This window comes from Mycobacteroides chelonae (assembly GCF_016767715.1).
Classification (GTDB): Bacteria; Actinomycetota; Actinomycetes; order Mycobacteriales; family Mycobacteriaceae; genus Mycobacterium; species Mycobacterium gwanakae.
Genome location: NZ_CP050145.1, coordinates 3,324,129 through 3,345,381, shown reverse-complemented (window position 1 = coordinate 3,345,381; position 21,253 = coordinate 3,324,129). Strand labels below are relative to the sequence as shown.

General features: G+C 64.0%; 22 protein-coding genes. 21 read left to right on the top strand and 1 reads right to left on the bottom strand.

The genetic code is table 11. From position 1 onward, the window contains the following. Positions 1-10 precede the first annotated feature (10 nt). The 19 genes from HBA99_RS16500 (at position 11) to HBA99_RS16410 (ending at position 20,120) form a co-directional block, all read left to right on the top strand. A complete protein-coding gene (locus tag HBA99_RS16500; RefSeq protein WP_070952233.1) occupies positions 11-3,397 on the top strand; it encodes a pyruvate carboxylase in 3,387 nt (1,128 codons plus the stop codon). Beyond that, positions 3,394-3,939: a 16S rRNA (guanine(966)-N(2))-methyltransferase RsmD gene (rsmD, locus tag HBA99_RS16495; RefSeq protein ID WP_070950799.1), complete on the top strand. Its 546-nt coding sequence runs from the start codon at positions 3,394-3,396 to the stop codon at positions 3,937-3,939. Before HBA99_RS16500 ends, rsmD begins: the two co-directional genes overlap by 4 nt. 53 nt (positions 3,940-3,992) lie before the next feature. Then, entirely contained in the window at positions 3,993-4,895 is a 903-nt protein-coding gene (locus tag HBA99_RS16490; protein WP_070952234.1) for a dienelactone hydrolase family protein, read from the top strand. A gap of 40 nt (positions 4,896-4,935) precedes the next feature. Further along, the gene (locus HBA99_RS16485) at positions 4,936-5,469 is read left to right on the top strand and encodes a hypothetical protein (protein ID WP_030094072.1); all 534 of its coding nucleotides are present in this window, start codon (positions 4,936-4,938) and stop codon (positions 5,467-5,469) included. A 215-nt stretch (positions 5,470-5,684) separates the two neighbouring features. Further along, the gene (locus HBA99_RS16480) at positions 5,685-6,758 is read left to right on the top strand and encodes an oxygenase MpaB family protein (protein ID WP_109494407.1); all 1,074 of its coding nucleotides are present in this window, start codon (positions 5,685-5,687) and stop codon (positions 6,756-6,758) included. 61 nt (positions 6,759-6,819) lie between these two features. Next, complete coding sequence (locus HBA99_RS16475; protein ID WP_070933483.1) at positions 6,820-7,719, top strand: DUF4253 domain-containing protein; 900 nt, start codon at positions 6,820-6,822, stop codon at positions 7,717-7,719. A 56-nt stretch (positions 7,720-7,775) separates the two neighbouring features. Then, positions 7,776-8,246, top strand: coding sequence for a lipoprotein LpqH (locus HBA99_RS25020; RefSeq protein WP_070952236.1), 471 nt, complete (start codon positions 7,776-7,778; stop codon positions 8,244-8,246). Between the two features lie 74 nt (positions 8,247-8,320). After that, a complete protein-coding gene (locus HBA99_RS16465; protein WP_030094068.1) occupies positions 8,321-8,881 on the top strand; it encodes an HdeD family acid-resistance protein in 561 nt (186 codons plus the stop codon). Further along, positions 8,878-9,363, top strand: a complete 486-nt coding sequence (gene coaD / locus HBA99_RS16460) for a pantetheine-phosphate adenylyltransferase (protein ID WP_030094067.1) — start codon at positions 8,878-8,880, stop codon at positions 9,361-9,363. The genes HBA99_RS16465 and coaD overlap by 4 nt, the downstream gene beginning before the upstream one ends. Before the next feature lie 106 nt (positions 9,364-9,469). Then, complete coding sequence (gene sepIVA / locus HBA99_RS16455; RefSeq protein WP_030094066.1) at positions 9,470-10,207, top strand: cell division protein SepIVA; 738 nt, start codon at positions 9,470-9,472, stop codon at positions 10,205-10,207. A 10-nt stretch (positions 10,208-10,217) separates the two neighbouring features. Next, positions 10,218-10,748, top strand: coding sequence for a YceD family protein (locus tag HBA99_RS16450; protein ID WP_109494289.1), 531 nt, complete (start codon positions 10,218-10,220; stop codon positions 10,746-10,748). Continuing rightward, a complete protein-coding gene (rnc, locus tag HBA99_RS16445; protein ID WP_070923547.1) occupies positions 10,745-11,455 on the top strand; it encodes a ribonuclease III in 711 nt (236 codons plus the stop codon). Before HBA99_RS16450 ends, rnc begins: the two co-directional genes overlap by 4 nt. After that, complete coding sequence (mutM, locus tag HBA99_RS16440) at positions 11,448-12,299, top strand: bifunctional DNA-formamidopyrimidine glycosylase/DNA-(apurinic or apyrimidinic site) lyase (protein ID WP_070923546.1); 852 nt, start codon at positions 11,448-11,450, stop codon at positions 12,297-12,299. The genes rnc and mutM overlap by 8 nt, the downstream gene beginning before the upstream one ends. 163 nt (positions 12,300-12,462) lie before the next feature. After that, the gene (gene kdpF / locus HBA99_RS16435) at positions 12,463-12,561 is read left to right on the top strand and encodes a K(+)-transporting ATPase subunit F (protein ID WP_070923545.1); all 99 of its coding nucleotides are present in this window, start codon (positions 12,463-12,465) and stop codon (positions 12,559-12,561) included. A 2-nt stretch (positions 12,562-12,563) separates the two neighbouring features. Further along, the gene (gene kdpA, locus HBA99_RS16430) at positions 12,564-14,282 is read left to right on the top strand and encodes a potassium-transporting ATPase subunit KdpA (RefSeq protein ID WP_070923544.1); all 1,719 of its coding nucleotides are present in this window, start codon (positions 12,564-12,566) and stop codon (positions 14,280-14,282) included. After that, positions 14,279-16,354, top strand: coding sequence for a potassium-transporting ATPase subunit KdpB (gene kdpB, locus HBA99_RS16425; protein ID WP_078322833.1), 2,076 nt, complete (start codon positions 14,279-14,281; stop codon positions 16,352-16,354). The genes kdpA and kdpB overlap by 4 nt, the downstream gene beginning before the upstream one ends. Before the next feature lie 7 nt (positions 16,355-16,361). Beyond that, the gene (locus tag HBA99_RS16420) at positions 16,362-16,955 is read left to right on the top strand and encodes a potassium-transporting ATPase subunit C (protein WP_070952237.1); all 594 of its coding nucleotides are present in this window, start codon (positions 16,362-16,364) and stop codon (positions 16,953-16,955) included. Positions 16,956-16,968: 13 nt separating this feature from the next. Beyond that, positions 16,969-19,449, top strand: coding sequence for a sensor histidine kinase (locus tag HBA99_RS16415; protein ID WP_078322835.1), 2,481 nt, complete (start codon positions 16,969-16,971; stop codon positions 19,447-19,449). Then, on the top strand, positions 19,446-20,120 hold the full coding sequence (locus tag HBA99_RS16410) for a response regulator (protein ID WP_030094058.1): 675 nt from the start codon (positions 19,446-19,448) through the stop codon (positions 20,118-20,120). Before HBA99_RS16415 ends, HBA99_RS16410 begins: the two co-directional genes overlap by 4 nt. Positions 20,121-20,124: 4 nt before the next feature. On the opposite strand, the gene HBA99_RS16405 is transcribed toward HBA99_RS16410, so the two are convergent. Continuing rightward, positions 20,125-20,568 (bottom strand): hypothetical protein, encoded by a 444-nt coding sequence (locus tag HBA99_RS16405; RefSeq protein WP_030094057.1) that lies wholly within the window; start codon positions 20,566-20,568, stop codon positions 20,125-20,127. Here HBA99_RS16405 and HBA99_RS16400 point away from each other — a divergent pair. After that, the gene (locus tag HBA99_RS16400; RefSeq protein WP_044103998.1) at positions 20,559-20,963 is read left to right on the top strand and encodes an OsmC family protein; all 405 of its coding nucleotides are present in this window, start codon (positions 20,559-20,561) and stop codon (positions 20,961-20,963) included. The two genes, HBA99_RS16405 and HBA99_RS16400, sit on opposite strands and share 10 nt — an antisense overlap. Beyond that, entirely contained in the window at positions 20,953-21,231 is a 279-nt protein-coding gene (locus HBA99_RS16395) for an acylphosphatase (RefSeq protein ID WP_070952855.1), read from the top strand. The genes HBA99_RS16400 and HBA99_RS16395 overlap by 11 nt, the downstream gene beginning before the upstream one ends. Positions 21,232-21,253: the final 22 nt, after the last annotated feature.

The window sequence follows — 21,253 nt, the reverse complement described above, 5'->3', positions numbered from 1 at the left end:
GTCTGTGACTATGTTCTCGAAGGTTCTTGTCGCCAACCGCGGTGAGATTGCGATCCGGGCATTTCGTGCCGCCTACGAACTAGGTGCCGAAACCGTCGCTGTCTACCCATATGAAGACCGCAACTCGGGTCATCGGCTGAAGGCCGATGAGGCTTATCAGATCGGCGAGAAGGGCCATCCGGTCCGCGCATATCTGTCGGTTTCCGAAGTGGTCAAGGCCGCCAAGAATGCTGGCGCCGACGCGATCTACCCCGGTTACGGTTTCCTCTCCGAGAATCCCGATCTCGCCGCGGCATGCGCCAAGGCCGGTATCACCTTCGTCGGACCGCCCGCGGACGTGCTGGAGCTGACGGGTAACAAGGCCCGGGCGATCGCGGCCGCGCGGGAGGCCGGTCTGCCGGTGCTGTCCTCTTCAGAGCCCTCGGCCTCGGTCGACGAGCTGCTGACGGCCTCCGAGTCGATGGAATTCCCGGTGTTCGTCAAAGCGGTCGCCGGTGGCGGCGGCCGAGGCATGCGCCGGGTCGCCGAACGCGAGCAGCTGCGTGAGGCGATCGAGGCGGCGAGCCGGGAGGCGGAGTCGGCCTTCGGGGACCCGACGGTGTTCCTGGAGCAGGCCGTCATCAATCCCCGGCATATCGAGGTGCAGATCCTCGCGGACACCGCGGGCAATGTCATCCACCTCTACGAGCGCGACTGTAGTGTGCAGCGGCGTCACCAGAAGGTCATCGAGTTGGCTCCCGCGCCCAACCTGCCCGCAGAGCTGCGCGAGAAGATCTGTTCGGACGCTGTCGCTTTCGCGCGACACATTGGGTACAGCTGCGCAGGTACCGTCGAGTTCCTGCTCGATGAGCGTGGCCGCCATGTCTTCATCGAGATGAATCCCCGGATTCAGGTGGAGCACACGGTGACCGAGGAGATCACCGATGTGGATCTGGTGGCGAGCCAACTGCGCATCGCGTCCGGCGAGACTCTCGACGATCTCGGTCTGCACCAGGAGACATTGCCGGCGCCACGGGGATTTGCCTTGCAATGCCGCATCACCACCGAAGACCCGGCCAACGGTTTCCGTCCCGACACCGGCCGCATCACGGCCTACCGCAGCCCGGGCGGTGCGGGTATCCGCCTCGACGGTGGCACAACGCTTGGCGCCGAGGTGGGCGCACACTTCGATTCGATGCTGGTGAAGCTGACCTGCCGGGGGCGGGACTTTCAGACTGCGGTGGCACGTGCGCGCCGCGCCGTCGCGGAATTCCGCATCCGCGGTGTCGCCACGAATATCCCGTTCCTGCAGGCAGTTCTCGACGATCCGGACTTCCGTGCGGGGCATGTCACCACCTCATTCATCGAGGAGCGCCCGCAGCTGCTGACGGCCCGATCCTCGGCCGACCGCGGCACGAAGATCCTGAATTACCTGGCCGATATCACCGTCAACAAGCCTCATGGGGCCAAGCCCTCGAAGGTGTACCCGCATGACAAGTTGCCGGCGATCGATCTGTCGGTGCCACCACCGGACGGGTCGCGCCAGCGGCTGTTGGCCCTGGGCCCCGAGGGGTTCGCGAAGGCGCTGTGGGAGCAGAAGGCGGTTGGTCTGACCGACACCACCTTCCGTGATGCGCATCAGTCGCTGCTGGCCACCCGGGTGCGCACCACCGGTCTGCTGGCGGTCGCGCCGTACGTGGCGCGGCTTACCCCCGAGCTACTTTCGATTGAGGCCTGGGGTGGCGCGACTTACGATGTGGCGCTTCGCTTCTTGAAGGAGGATCCGTGGGAGCGGCTTGCCGAACTGCGTGAGGCCGTCCCCAACATCTGCCTGCAGATGTTGTTGCGCGGCCGGAACACCGTGGGGTACACGCCGTATCCGGAGACCGTGACCAAGGCGTTCATTCGTGAAGCGACTGCCACCGGCGTCGACATCTACCGAATCTTCGATGCGCTCAACAACATCGAGGCCATGCGCCCGGCGATCGACGCCGTGCGCGAGGTCGGCGGCTCGATCGCCGAGGTGGCCATGTGTTACACCGGCGACCTGTCCAACCCCGGTGAAAACCTCTACACGCTGGACTACTACCTCAAGCTCGCCGAGCAGATCGTCGACGCGGGCGCGCATGTGCTCGCGATCAAGGACATGGCGGGCCTGCTGCGTCCGCCCGCGGCCGCCACCCTGGTGACGGCGCTGCGGTCGCGGTTCGACCTGCCGGTGCATGTGCACACGCATGACACCGCGGGTGGGCAGCTGGCCACCTATCTGGCGGCATGGCAGGCGGGCGCCGATGCGGTGGACGGCGCTGCGGCACCCATGGCCGGAACCACCAGCCAGCCGTCGTTGTCGGCGATCGTGGCTGCGGCCGCGCACAGCGAGTACGACACCGGAGTTTCCCTGACCGCGGTGTGTGATCTAGAACCGTATTGGGAGGCGTTGCGAAAGGTCTACGCCCCCTTCGAATCAGGGCTCCCGTCGCCGACCGGCCGGGTGTACACGCACGAGATTCCCGGTGGGCAGCTCTCGAACCTGCGCCAGCAGGCCATCGCCCTGGGGCTGGGCGACCAGTTCGAGGAGATCGAGGCACGATACGCCGCCGCCGACCGGATGCTCGGGCGTCTGGTCAAGGTGACCCCGTCCTCGAAGGTGGTCGGCGACCTGGCGCTGGCGTTGGTAGGCACCGGCGTGAGTGCTGATGAATTCGCTTCGGATCCTGGTCGTTTCGATATTCCCGAGTCGGTCGTCGGGTTCCTGCGCGGCGAACTCGGCGATCCGCCGGGCGGCTGGCCCGAGCCGTTCCGGACACGTGCGCTCGAAGGTCGCGGTCCGGCTCGCGCGGAGGTCGAGCTCACGGCCGATGATGAGGCTGCGCTCGATGGTGACAGCGCGACCCGGCGGGCGGCGTTGAATCGCCTGCTGTTCCCCGGTCCGACCAAGGAGTTCCTGGCCCACCGCGAGCAGTACGGCGACACGTCGCGGCTTTCGGCGAACCAGTTCTTCTATGGCCTGCGGTACGGCGAGGAGCACCGCGTCAAGCTTGAGAAGGGCGTCGAGCTGCTGATAGGCATCGAGGCAATTTCGGATGCCGACGAGCGCGGTATGCGCACCGTCATGTGCATCCTCAACGGTCAGCTACGTCCCGTGCAGGTGCGTGACCGGAGCATCGACAGCGCGGTGGCCAGTGCGGAGAAGGCCGATCGGTCCAATGCCGACCATGTGCCTGCGCCCTTCGCGGGTGTGGTGACTCTCAATGTGGTGTCGGGCCAGGAGGTCGCGGCGGGCGAGACCATCGGCACCATCGAGGCGATGAAGATGGAGGCCTCCATCACCGCGCCCAAGGCGGGAACGGTTGCGCGGGTGGCGTTGACCGAGACCTCTCAGGTCGAGGGTGGGGACCTGCTGGTGGTGATCAGCTGACCCGGATCATCTCCGGTGCCGCGGGCGGACGCCGGATCGCGGTGCCGCCAAAGGGAACCCGGCCCACGACGGATCGGGTGCGGGAGGCGCTGTTCAGCATGCTGGAGGCGCGCCTGGACTTCGACGGAATCGCGGTCCTCGATCTGTTCGCGGGCTCCGGTGCGCTGGGCCTGGAGGCGCTGTCGCGCGGCGCCGAACATGTGACGTTCGTGGAGTCGAACGCTGCCGCGTCGAAGGTGATCTCGGCCAATATCGCGGCGGTGAACCTGCCCGGTACCGAGCTGCGGCAGGCTGCGGTATCGACGTTCCTGTCGACATCACCTGGCCGCGCCTACGATCTGGTTCTCGCCGATCCGCCGTATTCGGTTTCTGCCGAGGATGTTTCGGCTCTGTTGTCACGCCTGACGGACCACTGGGTGAGCGACGATGCTCTCGTGGTGCTCGAGCGCGACGCCTCGGGGCCCGAAGCGGTGTGGCCGGACGGCTGGGAGGTGTCCTCACGCAAGTATGGAGGGACACGGCTCGAGCTGGGATCTCTGTAACTGTCCAGGTAATCCACAGCGCACGTTTACCTATCGAGCGCACACTTCTGGCCATGACCCCGCTGCAGCGATACATCGCCGAGGAGATCGCCACGGACCATGTCGAGGGACTGCTGACGCGGCGGGAGGCCATCCGACGGCTGGCGCTCCTGGGTGTCGGTGCCACCGCTGCCAGTGCGCTGATCGCGGCCTGCGGCAGCGAGAACAAACCGGACAACACTTCCGCCGCCACGGCGACGCCGGTCGCCACGTCGCCGCCGCCCGGTGCGGACAAGGTGGTCGCCACCGAGCCGATCACCTGGAGCGGACCCAACGGCCCGCTGCAGGGGGCGTGGGCGCCGGCGGCGCAGTCGCGTGGCTCGGTACTGGTGATTCACGAGAACAAGGGCCTCAACGACTGGGTTGGTTCGGTCGCGGGACGTCTTGCGGGCGTGGGCTATTCGTCCCTGGCGATCGACCTGCTGTCGGAGGAGGGCGGCACCTCGACGTTCAAGGACCCGGCCGAGGCAACGGCGGCGCTGGGCAAGGTTCCCTCGGAGCGCTTCGTCGCGGACCTCAAATCCGGTGTGGACGAGATTCTGCGCCGGGTTCCTGACAAACCTGCCGGTGTGGCCGGATTCTGCTTCGGCGGCGGCCTGGTGTGGCAACTTCTGGCAGCGGGGGAGCCACGGCTGGCCGCGGCTGCCCCGTTCTACGGACCGCTTCCGGACAACCCGGACTTTTCGCGGTCCAAAGCGGCGGTCCTCGCGTTTTACGGTGAACTCGACAAGCGGGTCACCTCGTCGAAGGATGAGGCCGCGGCGGCGTTGCAGCGGGCAGGGCTGGTTCACGACATCGTCGTCGAGCCCGGTGCGGACCATGCCTTCTTCAACGACAGCGGCCCCCGCTACAACCCTGCCGCGGCGGCAGATGCCTGGCAGCGTCTGACCACCTGGTTCGGTCAGCACATTGGCTGATGGGCGCTTAGTCTTGCTCACCATGTGGTGTAGAGCGGTAGTGGTGGCGGTGGCATCCGGTGCAATATCCATCGCCGCCGCCGGTGTCGCGCTGGCCGACGACGGAGACGCGCCGGCACCGCCTGCGCCAGAGCCTTCCGCGTCGTCGCCTGTCGCGAACCTGCTGCCCGGAGGTGCGAAGGCTCCGGTCGGCCCATCAGTTGCTAACGACGCCTTGTCCGCTGGCCTCCCGGCTCCGGTCGCGGGCCTGGGAGCGCCGGGCGGTCCGTTGTCGGCCGAAGGCCCGCTGTTGTCTCCCAGCGGCCCGTTGTCGGCCAACGGTCCGCTGACAGCGTCGGGCGGTCCGCTGGCGACCGATGGTCCTGTGCTGTCACCGACCAGTCCGGTGTCACCGCTCAACGAGATTTGCGGATCCGGCAGCCTGCTGAAGTCGGTGACCGACAGATTCGCCGGAGTCATTCCGGACAGCACATTGGCGTCGATGCAGAACCAGCACCCCGTCGGCACTGGCAAGTGCCCCGCGACTCCGCCCGCGGACGATCAGGCCCCGGTCGTTGATCAACCCGGAAATTAGCCGCTCAGGTATTGCCAATCAAGCCGCTTAACAATTACCCGTACGTTCCTGGATTCGGTCTGCTCCGAAACCATCCGTACCTCCCTTGATTTTAGGTGGTACCGGGAGCATCATCACTTCTTAATGTGAGGTGAGTCACAGTGAAGACGGTGGGTATTGCCTAACGCGAGGAGTTTGACGTGGTGGTGCGGGGTATCAAGGCATTCAAGAAAATCATGCAAACGACATTCGACCCGGAGCGGGTAATCCCGGAAGAAATTAGGGTGACGGAATTTACCGGCGATAACAGCCTACGACGGAAAGATCTTTGTCAGCATCCGATTCCTGCCGATTCCCTGATATGGAAGTATTGGGGGCGCCTTGACGTGATGTATTTCGGTAGCGGCGTGTTGGGTCCTATCGCGGGTGCATGGCCGCAGATGGCCAGGGGGACCGCGGGTTCCGTTCTTTTCACTGGTGACAGTTCTTTCCGTGCGCGTGCCGCAATATACAAGAAACGGCGTCAGCAATCCCGTGAGTACATTTACGGGTCGGTGTATGACGCTCCGGAAGATGCGAAGAAATACGGGCTGAAGACCCGTAACATGCACAAGTCTGTGAAAGGCACACTGCAGGACGGCACGTTTCATGCTTTGAATGCGGAAACCTTCTATTTCGCGCATGTCACCTTCTTTTATCACCACATGCTCCTGGTAATCGAGCGGCTGCATTTCGGCGGGGCCATGCCGCGCGCGATAAAGGAGCAGATATTCGAGGAATCCAAGGAGTGGTACAGCATTTGGGGGGTCGACGATAGTTCTCAGCCGGACACGTACGAAGATTTCGAACGGTATCTGGGAAACATCGAGCGCAACTATTTGGTGAACTCGCAGGTAACTCAGGCCATGCTGGAACAGTTCATGGAGCGCCGGGTGGCGCCGCGGTGGTGGCCACCGGTCATGAAGAAGCTTGTGTGGCCCTGGCTGGTGGGTCGGCGGCAAGTCGTTGTCGGTAGTTATCCGCGCCATGTGCGGGAGCTGTTCAATGTGGAGTGGACCCCCGAGGACGAGGAGATGCTGCGCCGCTTTACCGCGATGTTCAGGCGGCTCTACGCGGTTCTCGAGCGTGTCCTTCCGCTGAAGTTCTTCTACTTGCCGATTGCCGTGGGGGGCTTCGAGCGGGAAGGGATCGATCCACGCAACATCACCCTGGAGTCTGCGCGGCAAGCACTCCGGGAGAATCGCGCCCGCCGCACTGCAACGGAAAATGCACCAGCAGATGAGGCGAAGGGGATGGTGGCCTCCAGCTGAAGCCCGGCCGCTCAGCTAATCTGCGAGGGTGGGGTCAAAAGGGTGGACATCGCTGAGCGCAATCGTCGCCGTCCTCGTGCTCGGGCTGTCGTTTCTGTTCGGTCAGGCCTACCGGAGTACGCGCGTGATTATGGGAAATCCCGAACCCGCGCATGATCTGCCCGCCTACGCCGAACTTCTGGTGCCGGTGCATGCCGAACGTGCGGGTCAGCTGCCGCGTCCCGAGAATGCTGCCAAGTGGAGCGTGGACGGTATCAAGCTGCCCGAAGGGCATCTGATCATCAGTCCGGCGGGCCGTTCGCTGGCGTGGGTGAGCAATGCCGCGGTGGTTGACATCCAATCGCTCTGGTTGCGGTTGGCGGCCCGTTTCGATCGAACGGGGCTGTGGCCCTTGGCCTCCCGTGGGCTCAGTGGGGATTTGCGTCGGCCATGGTCAGACGCCGAAGACCTTCGGCACCTTGTCGAGCCCGCCGATGTTGACGCCGTCGACGCGAAATCGTTTCTTGTGAAAGAGGTTTCGTCTGCCAATGCTGCGGCCGTCGACGTGCCGGTTGTGCCCATCACGCTCGAGCAGCGTACTCAGCCGCCCCAGCGTGCACTCCCGGTGACCGCGGATCATCTGGAGCAGGGCTCGCTGCTGATTCTGGTGCCCACGGCACGTCCGGCCGACGCGCTCAATGCCCTGGGATGGACACACGGCGTGAACTACGACCTCTCCGAGGCTGCGCTGGCGGCGGTTCTTCGGTCCTGGGAAGACCGGTTTGGTGCGGTGCTCACGAGCGTGGACTTCGACGCCATCGACGTGGAAGTGACGCGGCCGCCGGGCGCCGATCTTTCGGTAGCGGTCGGCTACGAGCACTACGGGTTCTGTCCCGACAACATCGATCAGGGCGCGGGTACCTTGAGCGCCTATGCCCGCCAGATCAGTGGTGCGCGAACCTGGAAGTTTTGGTGGGACTAGCGCAATGGCCGCACTAGTCTGAATCGGATCTTCGGCTGGGTAAACGGGAGGCGCACATGCATTACGGCGGCGTAGTAATGGTGAGTGGTGCGTTGTCGGCCGTCGTGTGGCTTGCCGGCTGTTCGTCGGGCGGAGGCTTGCGACACGACTCGCCGGTAAGCAATCCGGCGTCGAGCGCGGCAAGTGGTGGCCCGGCGGCCGGTCCACGTGTAGTTGTCGACGGTGTCGTGAGATCGGTTGAGAATCGGGTCGAGTGCGTTACCGCAGCCGATATGACCTTCGTGAACATCGGTAGCGAGAATGACGCGATCGCCGCCACGCTGGCAGCGGGCGATAACCCGACCCTGAAGAGTTTGACCCTGGGAATCATCGATGGCCACCCGGTGATGTACAACTCGGGGCATGGTGCGACTGAGCCGACGGTGACCAAGTCCGGGCAGTCCTACAAGATTTCCGGCACCGCCACCGCCGGTTTGAGTACACCCGCGACCTTCGAACTTGAGTTCACCTGCCCAGCCAGGAGATAACAGAATCATGGTGAGTCTGTAACGCACCGCACGAATCGCCCCGCCACCGTTGCCGAGGAAATACCCTTAAGTCCATGACTACAAGTGTCGGGCAGGACCTCGTCAAGCACCTCTGGAAGACAGCGGTGGTATCAGGAGTTTTGGCGGTAATCGTTGGCGCCGTGGTGCTGATATGGCCTCAAATCACCGTGCTGGTCGCCGCATACGCTTTCGGCGCGTACCTATTGATATCCGGTATTGCTCAGGTCGTTTTCGCCTTCACGCTGCCGGTGTCGTCGGCCGGGATGAGGGTTCTGTTGTTCCTCACCGGCGTGATTTCGTTCGTCCTCGGTGTGTTGTGCTTCAAGGACGAGCTGAATTCGATTCTGCTGCTGGCCATCTGGATTGGTGTCGGCTGGATCGCCCAGGGCATTGCGGGCACCATCACGGCCGTCGGTGACAAGGAACTTCCCGGACGGGGCTGGCAGATCTTCAGCGGAATCATCTCGACAATCGCGGGCATCGTGCTCATCGTCTACCCGATCAGCTCGATCTTGACCCTCACGCTGGTCGTCGGTATCTGGCTCATCGTGATCGGCGTACTGCAAATCGGTAGCGGTATCGGCATTCGCTCGGCCACTAAATCGTCCGCATGACGGGAGCTGTCTGCCCCGGCTCGTTCGATCCGGTAACCCTCGGGCATCTGGATGTTTTCGAACGAGCCGCGGCGCAGTTCGATGAGGTCGTCGTCGCGGTGTTGATCAACCCCAACAAAGCGGGCATGTTCACCATCGACGAGCGCATCGAGATGATCCGCGAGGCCACCGCCGATCTGCCCAATCTGCGCGTCGAATCGGGGCAGGGGCTGCTGGTCGACTTCGTGAGAGCGCGGGGTCTGGGTGCGATCGTCAAGGGACTACGCACCGGCACCGACTTCGAATACGAACTCCAGATGGCTCAGATGAACAAACACATCGCTGGTGTGGACACCTTCTTCGTCGCTACCGCCCCGGCGTATTCGTTCGTGTCGTCCTCACTTGCCAAGGAGGTGGCGACGTACGGGGGAGATGTCTCGGCGTTGCTGCCACCTTCTGTTCATCAACGACTTCTCGGGAAACTGCGTGGCCAGGCACAATAGAAAACGGGCCGCGCAGAAATAGCCGACACACCGGTCAGCTAGCACGGTCACAGCAGTCACACCAGGCACACTGGTAACAGTGGAAACTCGCGTGAAGGGTGTAGCCGTGTACCGAGTATTTGAAGCGCTCGACGAGCTGGGCGCCATTGTTGAAGAAGCGCGCGGCGTTCCGATGACCGCCGGATGCGTCGTGCCCCGCGGCGATGTCCTTGAGCTGATCGATGACATCAAGGACGCCATTCCCGGCGAGCTCGATGACGCCCAGGATGTTCTGGATGCCCGCGATGCGTTGCTGCGTGAGGCCAAGGAGCATCACGAGACGGTGATCGGCCAGTCGAACGCCGATGCTGAGCAGACACTCAGCCATGCCCGCAACGAGGCCGACCGGCTACTGGCCGACGCCAAGTCGCAGGCCGATCGCATGGTTGCCGAGGCGCGTAACCACGCTGAGCAGACCGTCGGTGAGGCGCGTGAAGAAGCGGCCCGCACGCTGGCCAACGCCAAGCGTGAGCAGGAGAGCACCGTTGCCCGGGCCAAGGCGGAGGCAGATCGCCTGGTCGACTCGGGTAACGCGTCCTACGACAAGGCCGTACAGGAAGGCATCAAGGAGCAGCAGCGCCTGGTGGCCCAGACGGAAGTCGTGCAGGCGGCCAACGCCGAGTCCACTCGACTGATCGATGCGGCCCACGCCGAAGCCGACCGGTTGCGTGGCGAATGCGACATCTACGTGGACAACAAGCTGGCCGAGTTCGAGGACTACCTCAACGGCACGCTGCGCTCGGTGGGCCGTGGCCGTCACCAGCTGCGCACCGGCGCTGGTACCCACGACTACGTGCAGCGTTAAGATTGGGTTCATGCCGGGACCTTTCGTTCTTGATGTCCTGGCCCTCGGGCGGCGTCCTGGGTCGATGCAGGAGATCGAGCGCACCGTCGCCAGCCCGGTGCGCATCGGCAACGACCTGATCGCGATCCCCGAGGGCGCGGACGTGGATATGGATCTACGTGTCGAAGCGGTTTCGGAGGGCGTTCTCGTCACCGGAACCATCGCCGGAGACCTCGCGGGGGAATGCTCACGCTGCCTGGAGCCGATCACGGGCCATGCGGATGCGTATCTCACCGAGCTCTTCGCGTACCCGGATAGCGAGACCGAGGCGACCACCGAGGAAGACGAGATACACCGGGTTGTGGACGGCCTCGTTGACCTTGAACAGACCATCGTCGATGCCATCGTGCCCGACCTGGAATTGGCGCCGCTGTGCCGGCCAGATTGCCCGGGCCTCTGCCCCGACTGCGGCATCGTGATGGCGACCGCCGAAGCCGGTCACCACCACGACAAGATCGATCCGCGGTGGGCCAAACTCGCCAATTTCGGTGACGACCAGTGAGCCCTGCCTCAGAGAATCGGTACGACGATCTGCGCGCGGCGATTGGGGTGAGGGTCGGTGACGATCTGCTGACGCTGGCGCTCACACACCGCAGCTATGCGTACGAGAACGGTGGCCTGCCCACGAACGAGCGGCTCGAGTTTCTCGGGGATGCCGTGCTTGGCCTGACGATCACCGAGACGCTGTATCACAGTCATCCCGACCGCTCGGAGGGCGATTTGGCGAAACTGCGTGCCAGCATCGTCAATACCCAGGCCCTCGCCGGAGTGGCACGCGGCCTGACCGGCGACGGTTTGGGCGCGCACCTGTTTCTCGGCAAGGGTGAGGAGAACACAGGCGGCCGCAACAAGTCCAGCATTCTTGCCGACGGCATGGAGTCGATTTTGGGTGCGGTCTACGTGGAGCATGGGCTCGAGGTCGCGCGCGCGGTCGTGCTGCGATTGTTCGGCCAGCTCCTGGAGACCGCGCCCAAGCTCGGCGCGGGTCTGGACTGGAAGACCAGCCTGCAGGAACTGACCGCCGAAAAGGGTTGGGGCGCACCGTCGTATACGGTCACCTCGACCGGACCCGATCATGACAAGGAATTCACCGCCACCGTGATGGTCAACGACGCCGCGCACGGCGTGGGCGTCGGCCGGTCCAAGAAGGAAGCCGAACAGCGGGCGGCCTCGGAGGCCTGGAACGGCATCAACGGGTCAAGTGCCTGAGCTTCCCGAGGTGGAGGTGGTCCGCCGTGGGCTGCACCATCACCTCGTCGGAAAGACCATCGCATCGGCGTCTGTGCACCATGACCGGGCCGTGCGCAGGCAGCCCGGAGGCGCCGTCGAGCTGGCGGGACTGCTTGCCGGACAACAGATCAGCGGAACCGGTCGCCGGGGCAAGTATCTGTGGTTGACGCTGGGCGAGGGACAGGCGCTGGTGGTTCATCTCGGGATGAGCGGCCAGATGCTCATCGGACCCATTTCCCGGCCGCAGCATTTGCGTATTGCCGCGACACTCGATGACGGATCGGTGTTGAGCTTCGTCGATCAGCGCACCTTTGGCGGCTGGATGGTGACCGATGTCGTCACCGTCGATGGCAGCGAGCTCCCGGAGCCGGTCGCCCATATCGCGCGAGATCCGCTCGATGAACGATTCGACGCGTCGGCCGTGGTGACGCGGCTGCGCGGTAAGCACACCGAGATCAAGCGGGCGCTGCTCGATCAGACCGTAGTGTCCGGTGTCGGCAACATCTACGCCGACGAGGCCCTCTGGCAGGCGAAGGTGCACGGACGTCGACTCACCGACAGCATGAGCCGTGCCAAGCTCACCGAGGTGCTCGACAGTGCGGCCCGTGTCATGCATCTCGCGCTCGCACAGGGCGGCACCTCATTCGACGATCTGTATGTGAATGTGAACGGAGAATCCGGCTACTTCGACCGCTCTCTGGAGGCGTACGGACGCGAGGGTGAGCCATGCCGCCGCTGCGGACGCGCCATGCGCCGGGAGGCTTTCATGAACCGGTCGTCGTACTTCTGCCCGGGCTGTCAACGGCTGGTTGAACCCCGTTAATAGCGCGTCAAGAGGCCCGATGCACCCGTCAGGGACGCGTAAAGAACGCAGGTAGTGCCCCTGGCCGGGATCATGATTCCTGCGTGGTTGATTTCTGGTACCTGGTCCTGATCGTCGTGGGCTTCGCCTTGTGCGTCGCCGTCGTACGCGGATTGCAGGCGCGATGACCGTCGACGTCATCACCAACATTGTGCTGATTATCGTGTCGGCCGCGCTCGTCGTGTATCTGGTGGTCGCACTGCTCGACCCGGAAAGGTTCTAACGGTGAATTCCGCTCTGGCGGCCGGTCTTCAGATCGGCTTCGTCATTCTGGTGCTCGCTATCGCGTACGTCCCCTTGGGGGACTACATGGCGCGCGTTTTCACGGGCCCACATTCTCTGCGCGCAAGCAGCTTGCCGACGATTAAGCACTCGGTCGTCGAGCGTGCCATTTACCGGGTCGGGCGGGTGAATCCGGAGACCGAGCAGACATGGGTGGGATACACGCTCTCGCTGCTGGGTTTCTCGTTCGTCAGTGTGCTGTTCCTGTACGTGCTTCAGCGGATACAGGGCGTGCTGCCACTGTCGGGTGATCTTGGTGCGGTAAGCCCCGCGGTGGCCTTCAACACCGCGGTGTCCTTTGTGACGAACACCAACTGGCAGTCGTACACACCCGAGACCACCATGACCAATCTGACACAGATGGTCGGATTGGCGGTACAGAACTTCGTGTCGGCCGCAGTGGGTATCGCGGTGGCCGTTGCGCTCATCCGGGGTATCGCACGGTCGACTGCCGGGGGTGAACTCGGCAATTTCTGGGTTGATCTGGTGCGGGGAAGTTTGAGGATTCTCCTACCCATATCATTTGTGGTCGCACTGATTCTGTTGTCACAGGGAGCCATTCAGTCGCTATACACCCACTTCGTTGCGACGGGACTGGACGGTGCGGCACAACACATTGCGCTGGCTCCGGTCGCCTCGCAGGAGGCCATCAAGGAAGTCGGCACCAATGGCGGTGGCATCTTGGCCGCGAACTCGGCGCACCCCTTCGAGAACCCGACGCCCCTATCCAACATCGTCGAGATCCTTGCGATCCTGCTCATCCCGGTGGCACTGACACGCACCTACTCGACCATGGTGGGCGACAAGCGTCAGGGCTTGACCGTGCTGTCGGTCATGACTGTTCTGTGGGGTGGCATGTTGGCCTTTGTCACGTGGGCTGAATCGACTCCGCGCGGCATCGCCGCGCAGGCGGCCGGTGCCATGATGGAAGGCAAGGAAGTCAGATTCGGCATTCCCGCTACGACACTGTTTGCGGTGAGTACTACCGGAACATCCACGGGTGCTGTTGATTCCGCACATGACAGCTTCACCGCCGCAGGCGGTGGAGCACTGATACTAAACATGCTGTTCGGCGAGATCGCGCCGGGCGGTGTCGGCACGGGCCTGTACGGGATTCTGGTGCTGGCCATCATCGCGGTGTTCGTCGGTGGGCTGCTGGTGGGCCGCACACCGGAATTCCTGGGCAAGAAGATCGGGCGACGCGAGATCACCATGGCCGCGCTGTCCGTGCTCGTGATGCCCGCCCTCGTACTCATCGGCACCGGAATCTCGGTGGCCCTGTCGACAACTCCCGGATATCAAGGCAACAGTGGAGATCCGGGGACCGCGCAGTCCATCCACGGGTTCTCCGAGGTGTTGTATGCCTACGCCTCGGCCGCCAACAACAACGGCAGCGCCTTTGGTGGGCTCACGGTGACCAGCCACTGGTTCGAGGCATCCCTTGGCGTGGCGATGTTGTTGGGCCGCTTCCTGCCCATCATCTTCACGCTGGCGCTGGCCGGATCGCTTGCCGCTCAGCAGAAGACACCGGTGTCGGCCGGAACTCTGCATACCCACGGCCCCATGTTCGCCGGATTGCATACCGGCACCGTGCTCTTGGTGGCCGCACTCACCTTCTTCCCGGCCCTGGCGCTGGGACCGATCGCCGAGGCTGTCCTGTGAGCAAGACCGTAGTAAGTACCGGAGTCTTTGACCCCACCCAGTTGGTCAAGGCGCTACCGCTTGCGGTGCGCAAGCTAGATCCGCGGCATATGGCCCGAAACCCGGTGATGTTTGTGGTCACTGTGGGATCGGTGGCCACCACGGTGCTTGCGGTATTGCATCCGTCGATATTCGCGTGGTCCATCACCGCCTGGCTGTGGTTCACGGTGGTCTTCGCGAACCTGGCCGAAGCTGTCGCCGAAGGGCGTGGCAAGGCGCAGGCGGCGAGCCTGCGAGAGGTCAAGCGTGACACCGTCGCCCGCAAGCTGGTGGGGGACGGTCACGGGAACGAGACCGAGGAAGAGGTCGCAGGGAGTGCGTTGCGGCCAGGTGATCGCGTGGTCGTCGAAGCCGGACAGGTGATCCCGGGCGACGGTGACGTAGTGGAGGGCATCGCGACGGTCGACGAGTCGGCCATCACCGGTGAATCAGCGCCTGTGGTCAGAGAATCCGGTGGTGACCGGTGCGCCGTGACCGGCGGCACCACCGTGTTGTCGGACCGAATCGTCGTACAGATCACCGCAGCGCCTGGCGAGTCCTTCGTTGACCGGATGATCGCACTGGTGGAGGGTGCCGCGAGGCAGAAGACTCCTAACGAGATCGCGCTCAACATCCTGTTGGCCTCGCTCACCATCATCTTCCTGTTGGCCGTCGTCGCGCTCGGTCCTATGGGCAATTATGGTGGTGAGCAACAGGATCCGATCAAGCTCATCGCATTGCTCGTGTGCCTGATCCCCACCACCATCGGTGCTCTGATGTCGGCCATCGGTATCGCGGGCATGGATCGTCTGGTGCAGCACAACGTGCTCGCCAAGTCGGGGCGCGCGGTGGAGGCGGCCGGTGACATCGACGTCCTGCTGATGGACAAGACCGGCACTATTACCTTCGGTAATCGGCAGGCCACCGAATTCATTGTGGCGCCGGGTATCACGCACGAAACCCTCGCCCAGGCTGCGCGGGCCTCGAGCCTTGCCGATGAGACCCCCGAGGGTCGCAGCATTGTGGAACTGGCCACTGGCGGGAGCGAATCGACCGGGGAAAGAAGCGATGAGGGCTCGCGTGAAGGCGAGTTTGTGGCCTTCACCGCGGCCACCCGGATGAGCGGTTTGGATACCGCCGACGGCAAGCAGATCCGCAAGGGCGCCGCTGATGCGGTGTTCACCTGGGTGGCAAGCCTTTCTGGTGTTCAGGAGGATGACCCCGCAGTGGTCGCGGTCCGCAAGGTCGCAGATCAGGTGGCCAGCGAGGGCGGCACCCCGTTGGTGGTGGCCGACCACGACGGCGCCGAGACGCGGCTGCTGGGCGTGATTCGGCTCTCTGACGTCGTCAAACCGGGTATGGCTGAACGCTTCGCCCAGATGCGAGCCATGGGGATACGCACCGTCATGGTGACCGGTGATAACCCGTTGACCGCCAAGCAGATCGCCTCCGAGGCCGGTGTGGACGACTACGTCGCGGAGGCCACCCCGGAGGACAAGCTGGAGCTGCTGCGCAGGGAGCAGAAGGCCGGTCGGCTTGTCGCGATGACCGGTGACGGCACCAACGACGCCCCGGCGCTGGCGCAGGCGGACGTGGGTGTCGCCATGAACACCGGGACTTCGGCCGCCAAGGAGGCCGGGAACATGGTGGACCTGGACTCCGATCCCACCAAGCTCATCGACGTGGTGGCCATCGGCAAGCAGCTGCTGATCACCCGGGGCGCACTGACCACTTTCTCGCTGGCCAATGACCTCGCGAAGTACTTCGCGATCCTGCCCGCGCTGTTCAGCGGCATCTACCCGCAGCTGGGTGAGCTCAACATCATGCGACTGGCTACTCCGCAGTCGGCGATCCTCTCTGCCGTCATCTTCAACGCCCTGGTGATCATCGCGCTGGTGCCGTTGGCGCTCAAGGGCGTTCGTTACCGGCCGGTGGGCGCGGGGGAGTTGTTGAGGCGAAATCTGTTGATCTACGGGCTCGGCGGCGTGATCGTTCCGTTCGTGGGGATCTGGCTGATCGATCTGGTTGTGCGTTTCATACCGGGAATTGGGTGAGTTGGTAATGACGAAGATCTCAATCGCATGGCTGCGTCAGTGTGTGGCAGGCCTGATAGTGCTATTGGCCCTGACCGTGGTGCTGGGCATTGCATATCCGGCTGCGGTGTGGGTGTTCGGACGCATCGACTCGAACTCCGCCGAGGGCTCTCCGCTCAAGGATAGGAACGGCTGCGTGGTCGGATCGTCCATCATCGGTGTGGACCCGCAGGCTTCCAGTACGGACCCTTACTTCCATACGAGGGCCAGTGGTGACCCCGCCGCCGGGCTTCCCTCCAACCAGGGGCCCAACAGCGAGAAGCTGAAGGCTGACATCGAAACGCGTCGCGCCACCATCGCGCAGCGCGAGAGCGTTAATCCCACGGGGATTCCCGCCGATGCGGTGACCGGATCGGGCTCCAGCTTGGACCCTGATATCAGTCCGGAGTACGCGGCGCTGCAAGTACCGCGGGTCGCGGCGGCGACAGGACTAAGCCAGGCTCGGGTAAAAGAGCTCGTGGATGCTCACACCTCGCCGCGCCAATGGGGCATTCTGGGACAGCCGCGCGTCAACGTTCCGACGTTGAACGTGGCGTTGGGCCTCACTGGCCCTGCATGCTGATGAAGGAGAAACTTTGCCGCGCGGGACACTGCGGATCTATCTGGGGGCCGCGCCCGGAGTAGGGAAGACCTACGCCATGCTCAACGAGGCGCACCGGCGCGCTGGGCGTGGCACTGATGTCGTCGCGGCGACCGTCGAGACGCACGGTCGTACCAAGACCGCTGAGATGCTTGACGGGCTGGAGATCATCCCGCCCAAGGAGATGGTGTACCGCGGAACCGTCATGTACGAACTGGATGTCGATGCGGTGATCGCCCGGGATCCGGCGCTGGTGCTCATCGACGAGATGGCGCACACCAACGTGCCCGGCAGCCGGAATCCCAAGCGTTGGCAGGATATCGACGAGATCCTGGACGCCGGGATCGATGTGCTGACCACCATCAATGTGCAGCACCTGGAAAGCCTGAACGACGTTGTCGAACAGATCACCGGAATCGTGCAGCGCGAGACCGTCCCCGATGCGGTCGTGCGACGTGCCGAGCAGGTTGAGCTCGTGGACATCACGCCGGAGGCACTGCGGCGCAGGATGGTTCACGGCAATGTTTATGCGCCGGAAAAAGTGGGGTCAGCGCTGAGTAACTACTTCCGGACAGGCAATCTGACGGCGCTGCGCGAGCTGGCGCTGCTGTGGCTCGCCGACCAGGTGGACGCCGCGCTTGCCAAATACCGTTCGGATAACAGGATCACCAAAACCTGGGAGGCACGTGAGCGTGTAGTCGTCGCGGTCACGGGGGGGCCTGAATCGGAGACCCTGGTACGCCGGGCAAGCCGTATCGCCGCCAAGTCGAGCGCCGAACTCCTGGTAGTCCACGTGGTGCGGGGCGACGGACTGGTCGGGGCATCCACCGCGGTCATGGCGCGGGTACGCCGACTGGCCAACGATATTGGGGCGTCGGTGCAGACCGTCACCGGAGACGACGTACCGCAGACGCTGTTGGAATTTGCGCGCGGAGTCAACGCCACCCAGCTGGTGCTGGGCACGTCTCGGCGCTCCCGATGGGCTCGGATCTTCGACGAAGGGGTAGGTACCGCCGTCATCCGAGAATCCGGCCCCATTGACGTACACATGGTGACGCACGGTGACGGGACACCTGCCCGGTTCCGCAACCTGGCGGTGCCGTCGCAGGGTCGCAAGCGGCTCGTCATCAACTGGCTGGCGGCCATCCTGGTGCCGCCGGCAGCGGCGTTGGGCATGTACTTCCTCGACGAGTACTTGGGTGTGGCCAGTAAGAGCGCGCTGTTTCTCATTGCGGTGCTGGGGGTTTCCCTGCTCGGTGGCGTGTCGACCGCGCTGGTGTCGGCCATCATCTCCGGGCTGTTGCTCAACTTCTTCTTTGTCTCACCGCGGTACAGCTTCACCATCGGCGAGACCGACAACGCACTGACCATCCTGGTGCTCATGGTCACCGCCGTCGCGGTCGCGGCATTGGTCGACGCCGCGGCCACCCGGGCACGGCAGGCTCGGCGAGCCTCCCGTGAAGCGGAGTTGTTGGCACTCTTCGCCGGTGGTGTCCTGGTGAATTCGGATCTCTCGGCCCTTCTGGAGCGGGTGCGTACGACTTATAACCAGACTGCGGTGAGTCTGCTGTGTGCGGAGGGACCGGCCGTGGCTAGCGTGGGAGAGCACGCGCCCACGCGGGAGTCCGAGGCCGACTCGGTGTTCCGGGTTGACGATGGTGCGTACGCATTGGCGCTCAATGGGCCACCGGTGCCCTCCGCCGACGCACGGGTGCTGCAGGTGGTCGCCGGAACGGCGGTCGGTTTGGTTCGTTCGGCACGGCTGGCCGAGGAAGCGTCGCAGGCCTCTGCCCTTGCCGAGGCAGACCGGCTGCGGCGGGCCCTGTTATCTGCGGTGAGCCATGATTTGCGGACCCCGCTCGCCGCCGTGAAGGCCGCTGTGTCGAGCCTGCGCAGTCCGGACATCGAGTTCTCGCCAGAGGACACCGCCGAACTACTTGCCACCGTGGAGGAGTCGACCGACCAACTCACCGCACTGGTAGGTAATCTACTGGACTCGTCGCGGCTGGCTGCGGGGGTAGTCAAGCCCAGTGCCGTGCCGGTGTATGTCGAGGAAATCGCCCATCGCGCGCTACTCGGCGCCACCGAGAATGATCGCAAGCGGGTGCGGCTGGACCTGAATGGTGCGGTGGTCCGGGCCGATCCGGGTCTTCTCGAACGCGTGTTGGCCAACCTTGTCGACAATGCGCTGCGATACTCGCAGTCGGAAGTGACGGTTAGTTCCGAGGAAGTGGAAGACCGCACACTGGTGATTGTCGCCGACCACGGAAAGGGGCTGGAGGCATCCAAACGCGGTGCGGCCTTCGAAGCCTTCCAGCGGCTCGGCGATCGTGACAACACAGTGGGTGTGGGGCTGGGTCTCTCGGTAGTCAAGGGTTTTGTGGAAGCAATGGAGGGCACGGTGAACGCGACCGACACGGCAGGCGGCGGTTTGACCATGATCGTCGATCTACCGAGTGTCGGGGTGCTGCGATGACTCGGGTGCTGGTGGTTGACGACGAGCCACAGATCCTGCGCGCCTTGCGGATCAACCTGTCGGCGCGCGGTTATGAGGTGGTGACGGCCTCGTCCGGGGCGGGTGCTCTGCGTGCGGCTGCCGAGACCCAGCCCGAGGTGGTCATTCTGGATCTCGGGTTGCCGGATATGGACGGCACCGAGGTACTCGCCGGGCTGCGCGGCTGGACCGAAGTTCCGGTGATCGTGCTATCGGCGCGCACCGATTCGGCGGACAAGGTGGAGGCACTCGATGCGGGTGCCGACGACTATGTGACCAAACCTTTTGGCATGGACGAATTCCTGGCCCGGCTGCGGGCGGCGGTGCGCCGCGGCACACCGGACAGCGCCGAACCGGTGGTCCGCACTGAAACATTCGACGTGGATCTTTCGTCGCACAAGGTGATTCGTGATGGCAGGGAAGTGCATCTGACGCCTACCGAATGGTCGATGCTGGCGGTGCTGGTGCGTAACCGCGGAAAACTCGTCGGGCAGAAGGAGCTGCTCCACGAGGTCTGGGGCCCGGCGTACAGCTCCGAAACTCACTATCTACGTGTGTATCTGGCGCAGCTACGACGCAAACTGGAGATCGATCCGGCTCATCCGAAACACCTGCTCACCGAGGCGGGGATGGGGTACCGCTTCCAGGAGTGATAGGTCAGAAGGGCGGGCGGCCCAGGTCGATCTGTTGGACGTCGGGATCGCAACCTGGGCGGTACTTGGGCACCAACTGACCGTAGGTGGCCCGGAAATTGTCGGCGCCGACCTTCTCAACGGTTTCCGGTGAGGCCAGCAGAAGGTAGATACCCATCGGAGTGATCCGTTTGGTGAAGCAGGTATCGACCACCGTGAAGGTCTGCCGCATGGCGGACGTCGGCACGATCTTGGGATCGCCGGGCGGGATGTACACCAGCTCCTCGATGCGAGGCGCCCACGAACCAGACAACAACTGCGCCCGTACCTCGCTGTACGGACGCAGCAAGAGTGACTCTAGCGCCACTATGGGCTCCGCCGCGGCAGTTGGCGCCGAGAAAAATGAGGCGCAGAAAGCCATCGCGGCCGTGATGGCGGCGATTACATAGCATTGCGGGCGTGACGTCATTATGGGTAGAGCGTACGGGCAATCGGCGCTACACGGGACATAGCTCCCGGGGTGCCGAAGTGCTGATCGGATCAGAGACTGTCGACGGGGTGTTCACCCCCGGTGAGCTGCTCAAGATCGCGCTTGCGGCCTGTAGCGGGATGTCCAGCGACCAGCCCCTGGCCCGCCGCCTGGGCGAGGACTACCAGGTGCGCATCGACGTCAGCGGCCCGGCCGATCGGGAGCAGGAGCGCTACCCGGTGCTCGACGAGAAGATGGTCATCGATCTCAGCGCGCTCACACCCGAGGAACGCGCGCGGGTCCTGACCGTCGTGGAACGTGCCGTCGACCAGGTCTGCACGGTGGGGCGCACCCTGAAAGCCGGAGCCGAGGTGAACTTCAGTATTGAGTCCTGAGGTCCGCCTTGACGCCTGGGTGCACGGACATGTCCAGGGAGTCGGGTTCCGCTGGTGGGTGCGATCCCGCGCCCTTGAACTCGGCCTGACCGGATATGCCGCGAACGCACGCGACGGCCGGGTATACGTCGTCGCGCAAGGGGACAAGGTCGAGTGTGAACAGCTGCTTGCCAAGTTGAACAGCGGTGAAACGCCAGGTCGCGTAGATCTTGTGGTGGATAGCTGGCAGCAGCCCGGCGAGCCTGTTTCCGGGTTTAGCGAGCGTTAGCGCCAAGACCGGTATTCTGGCC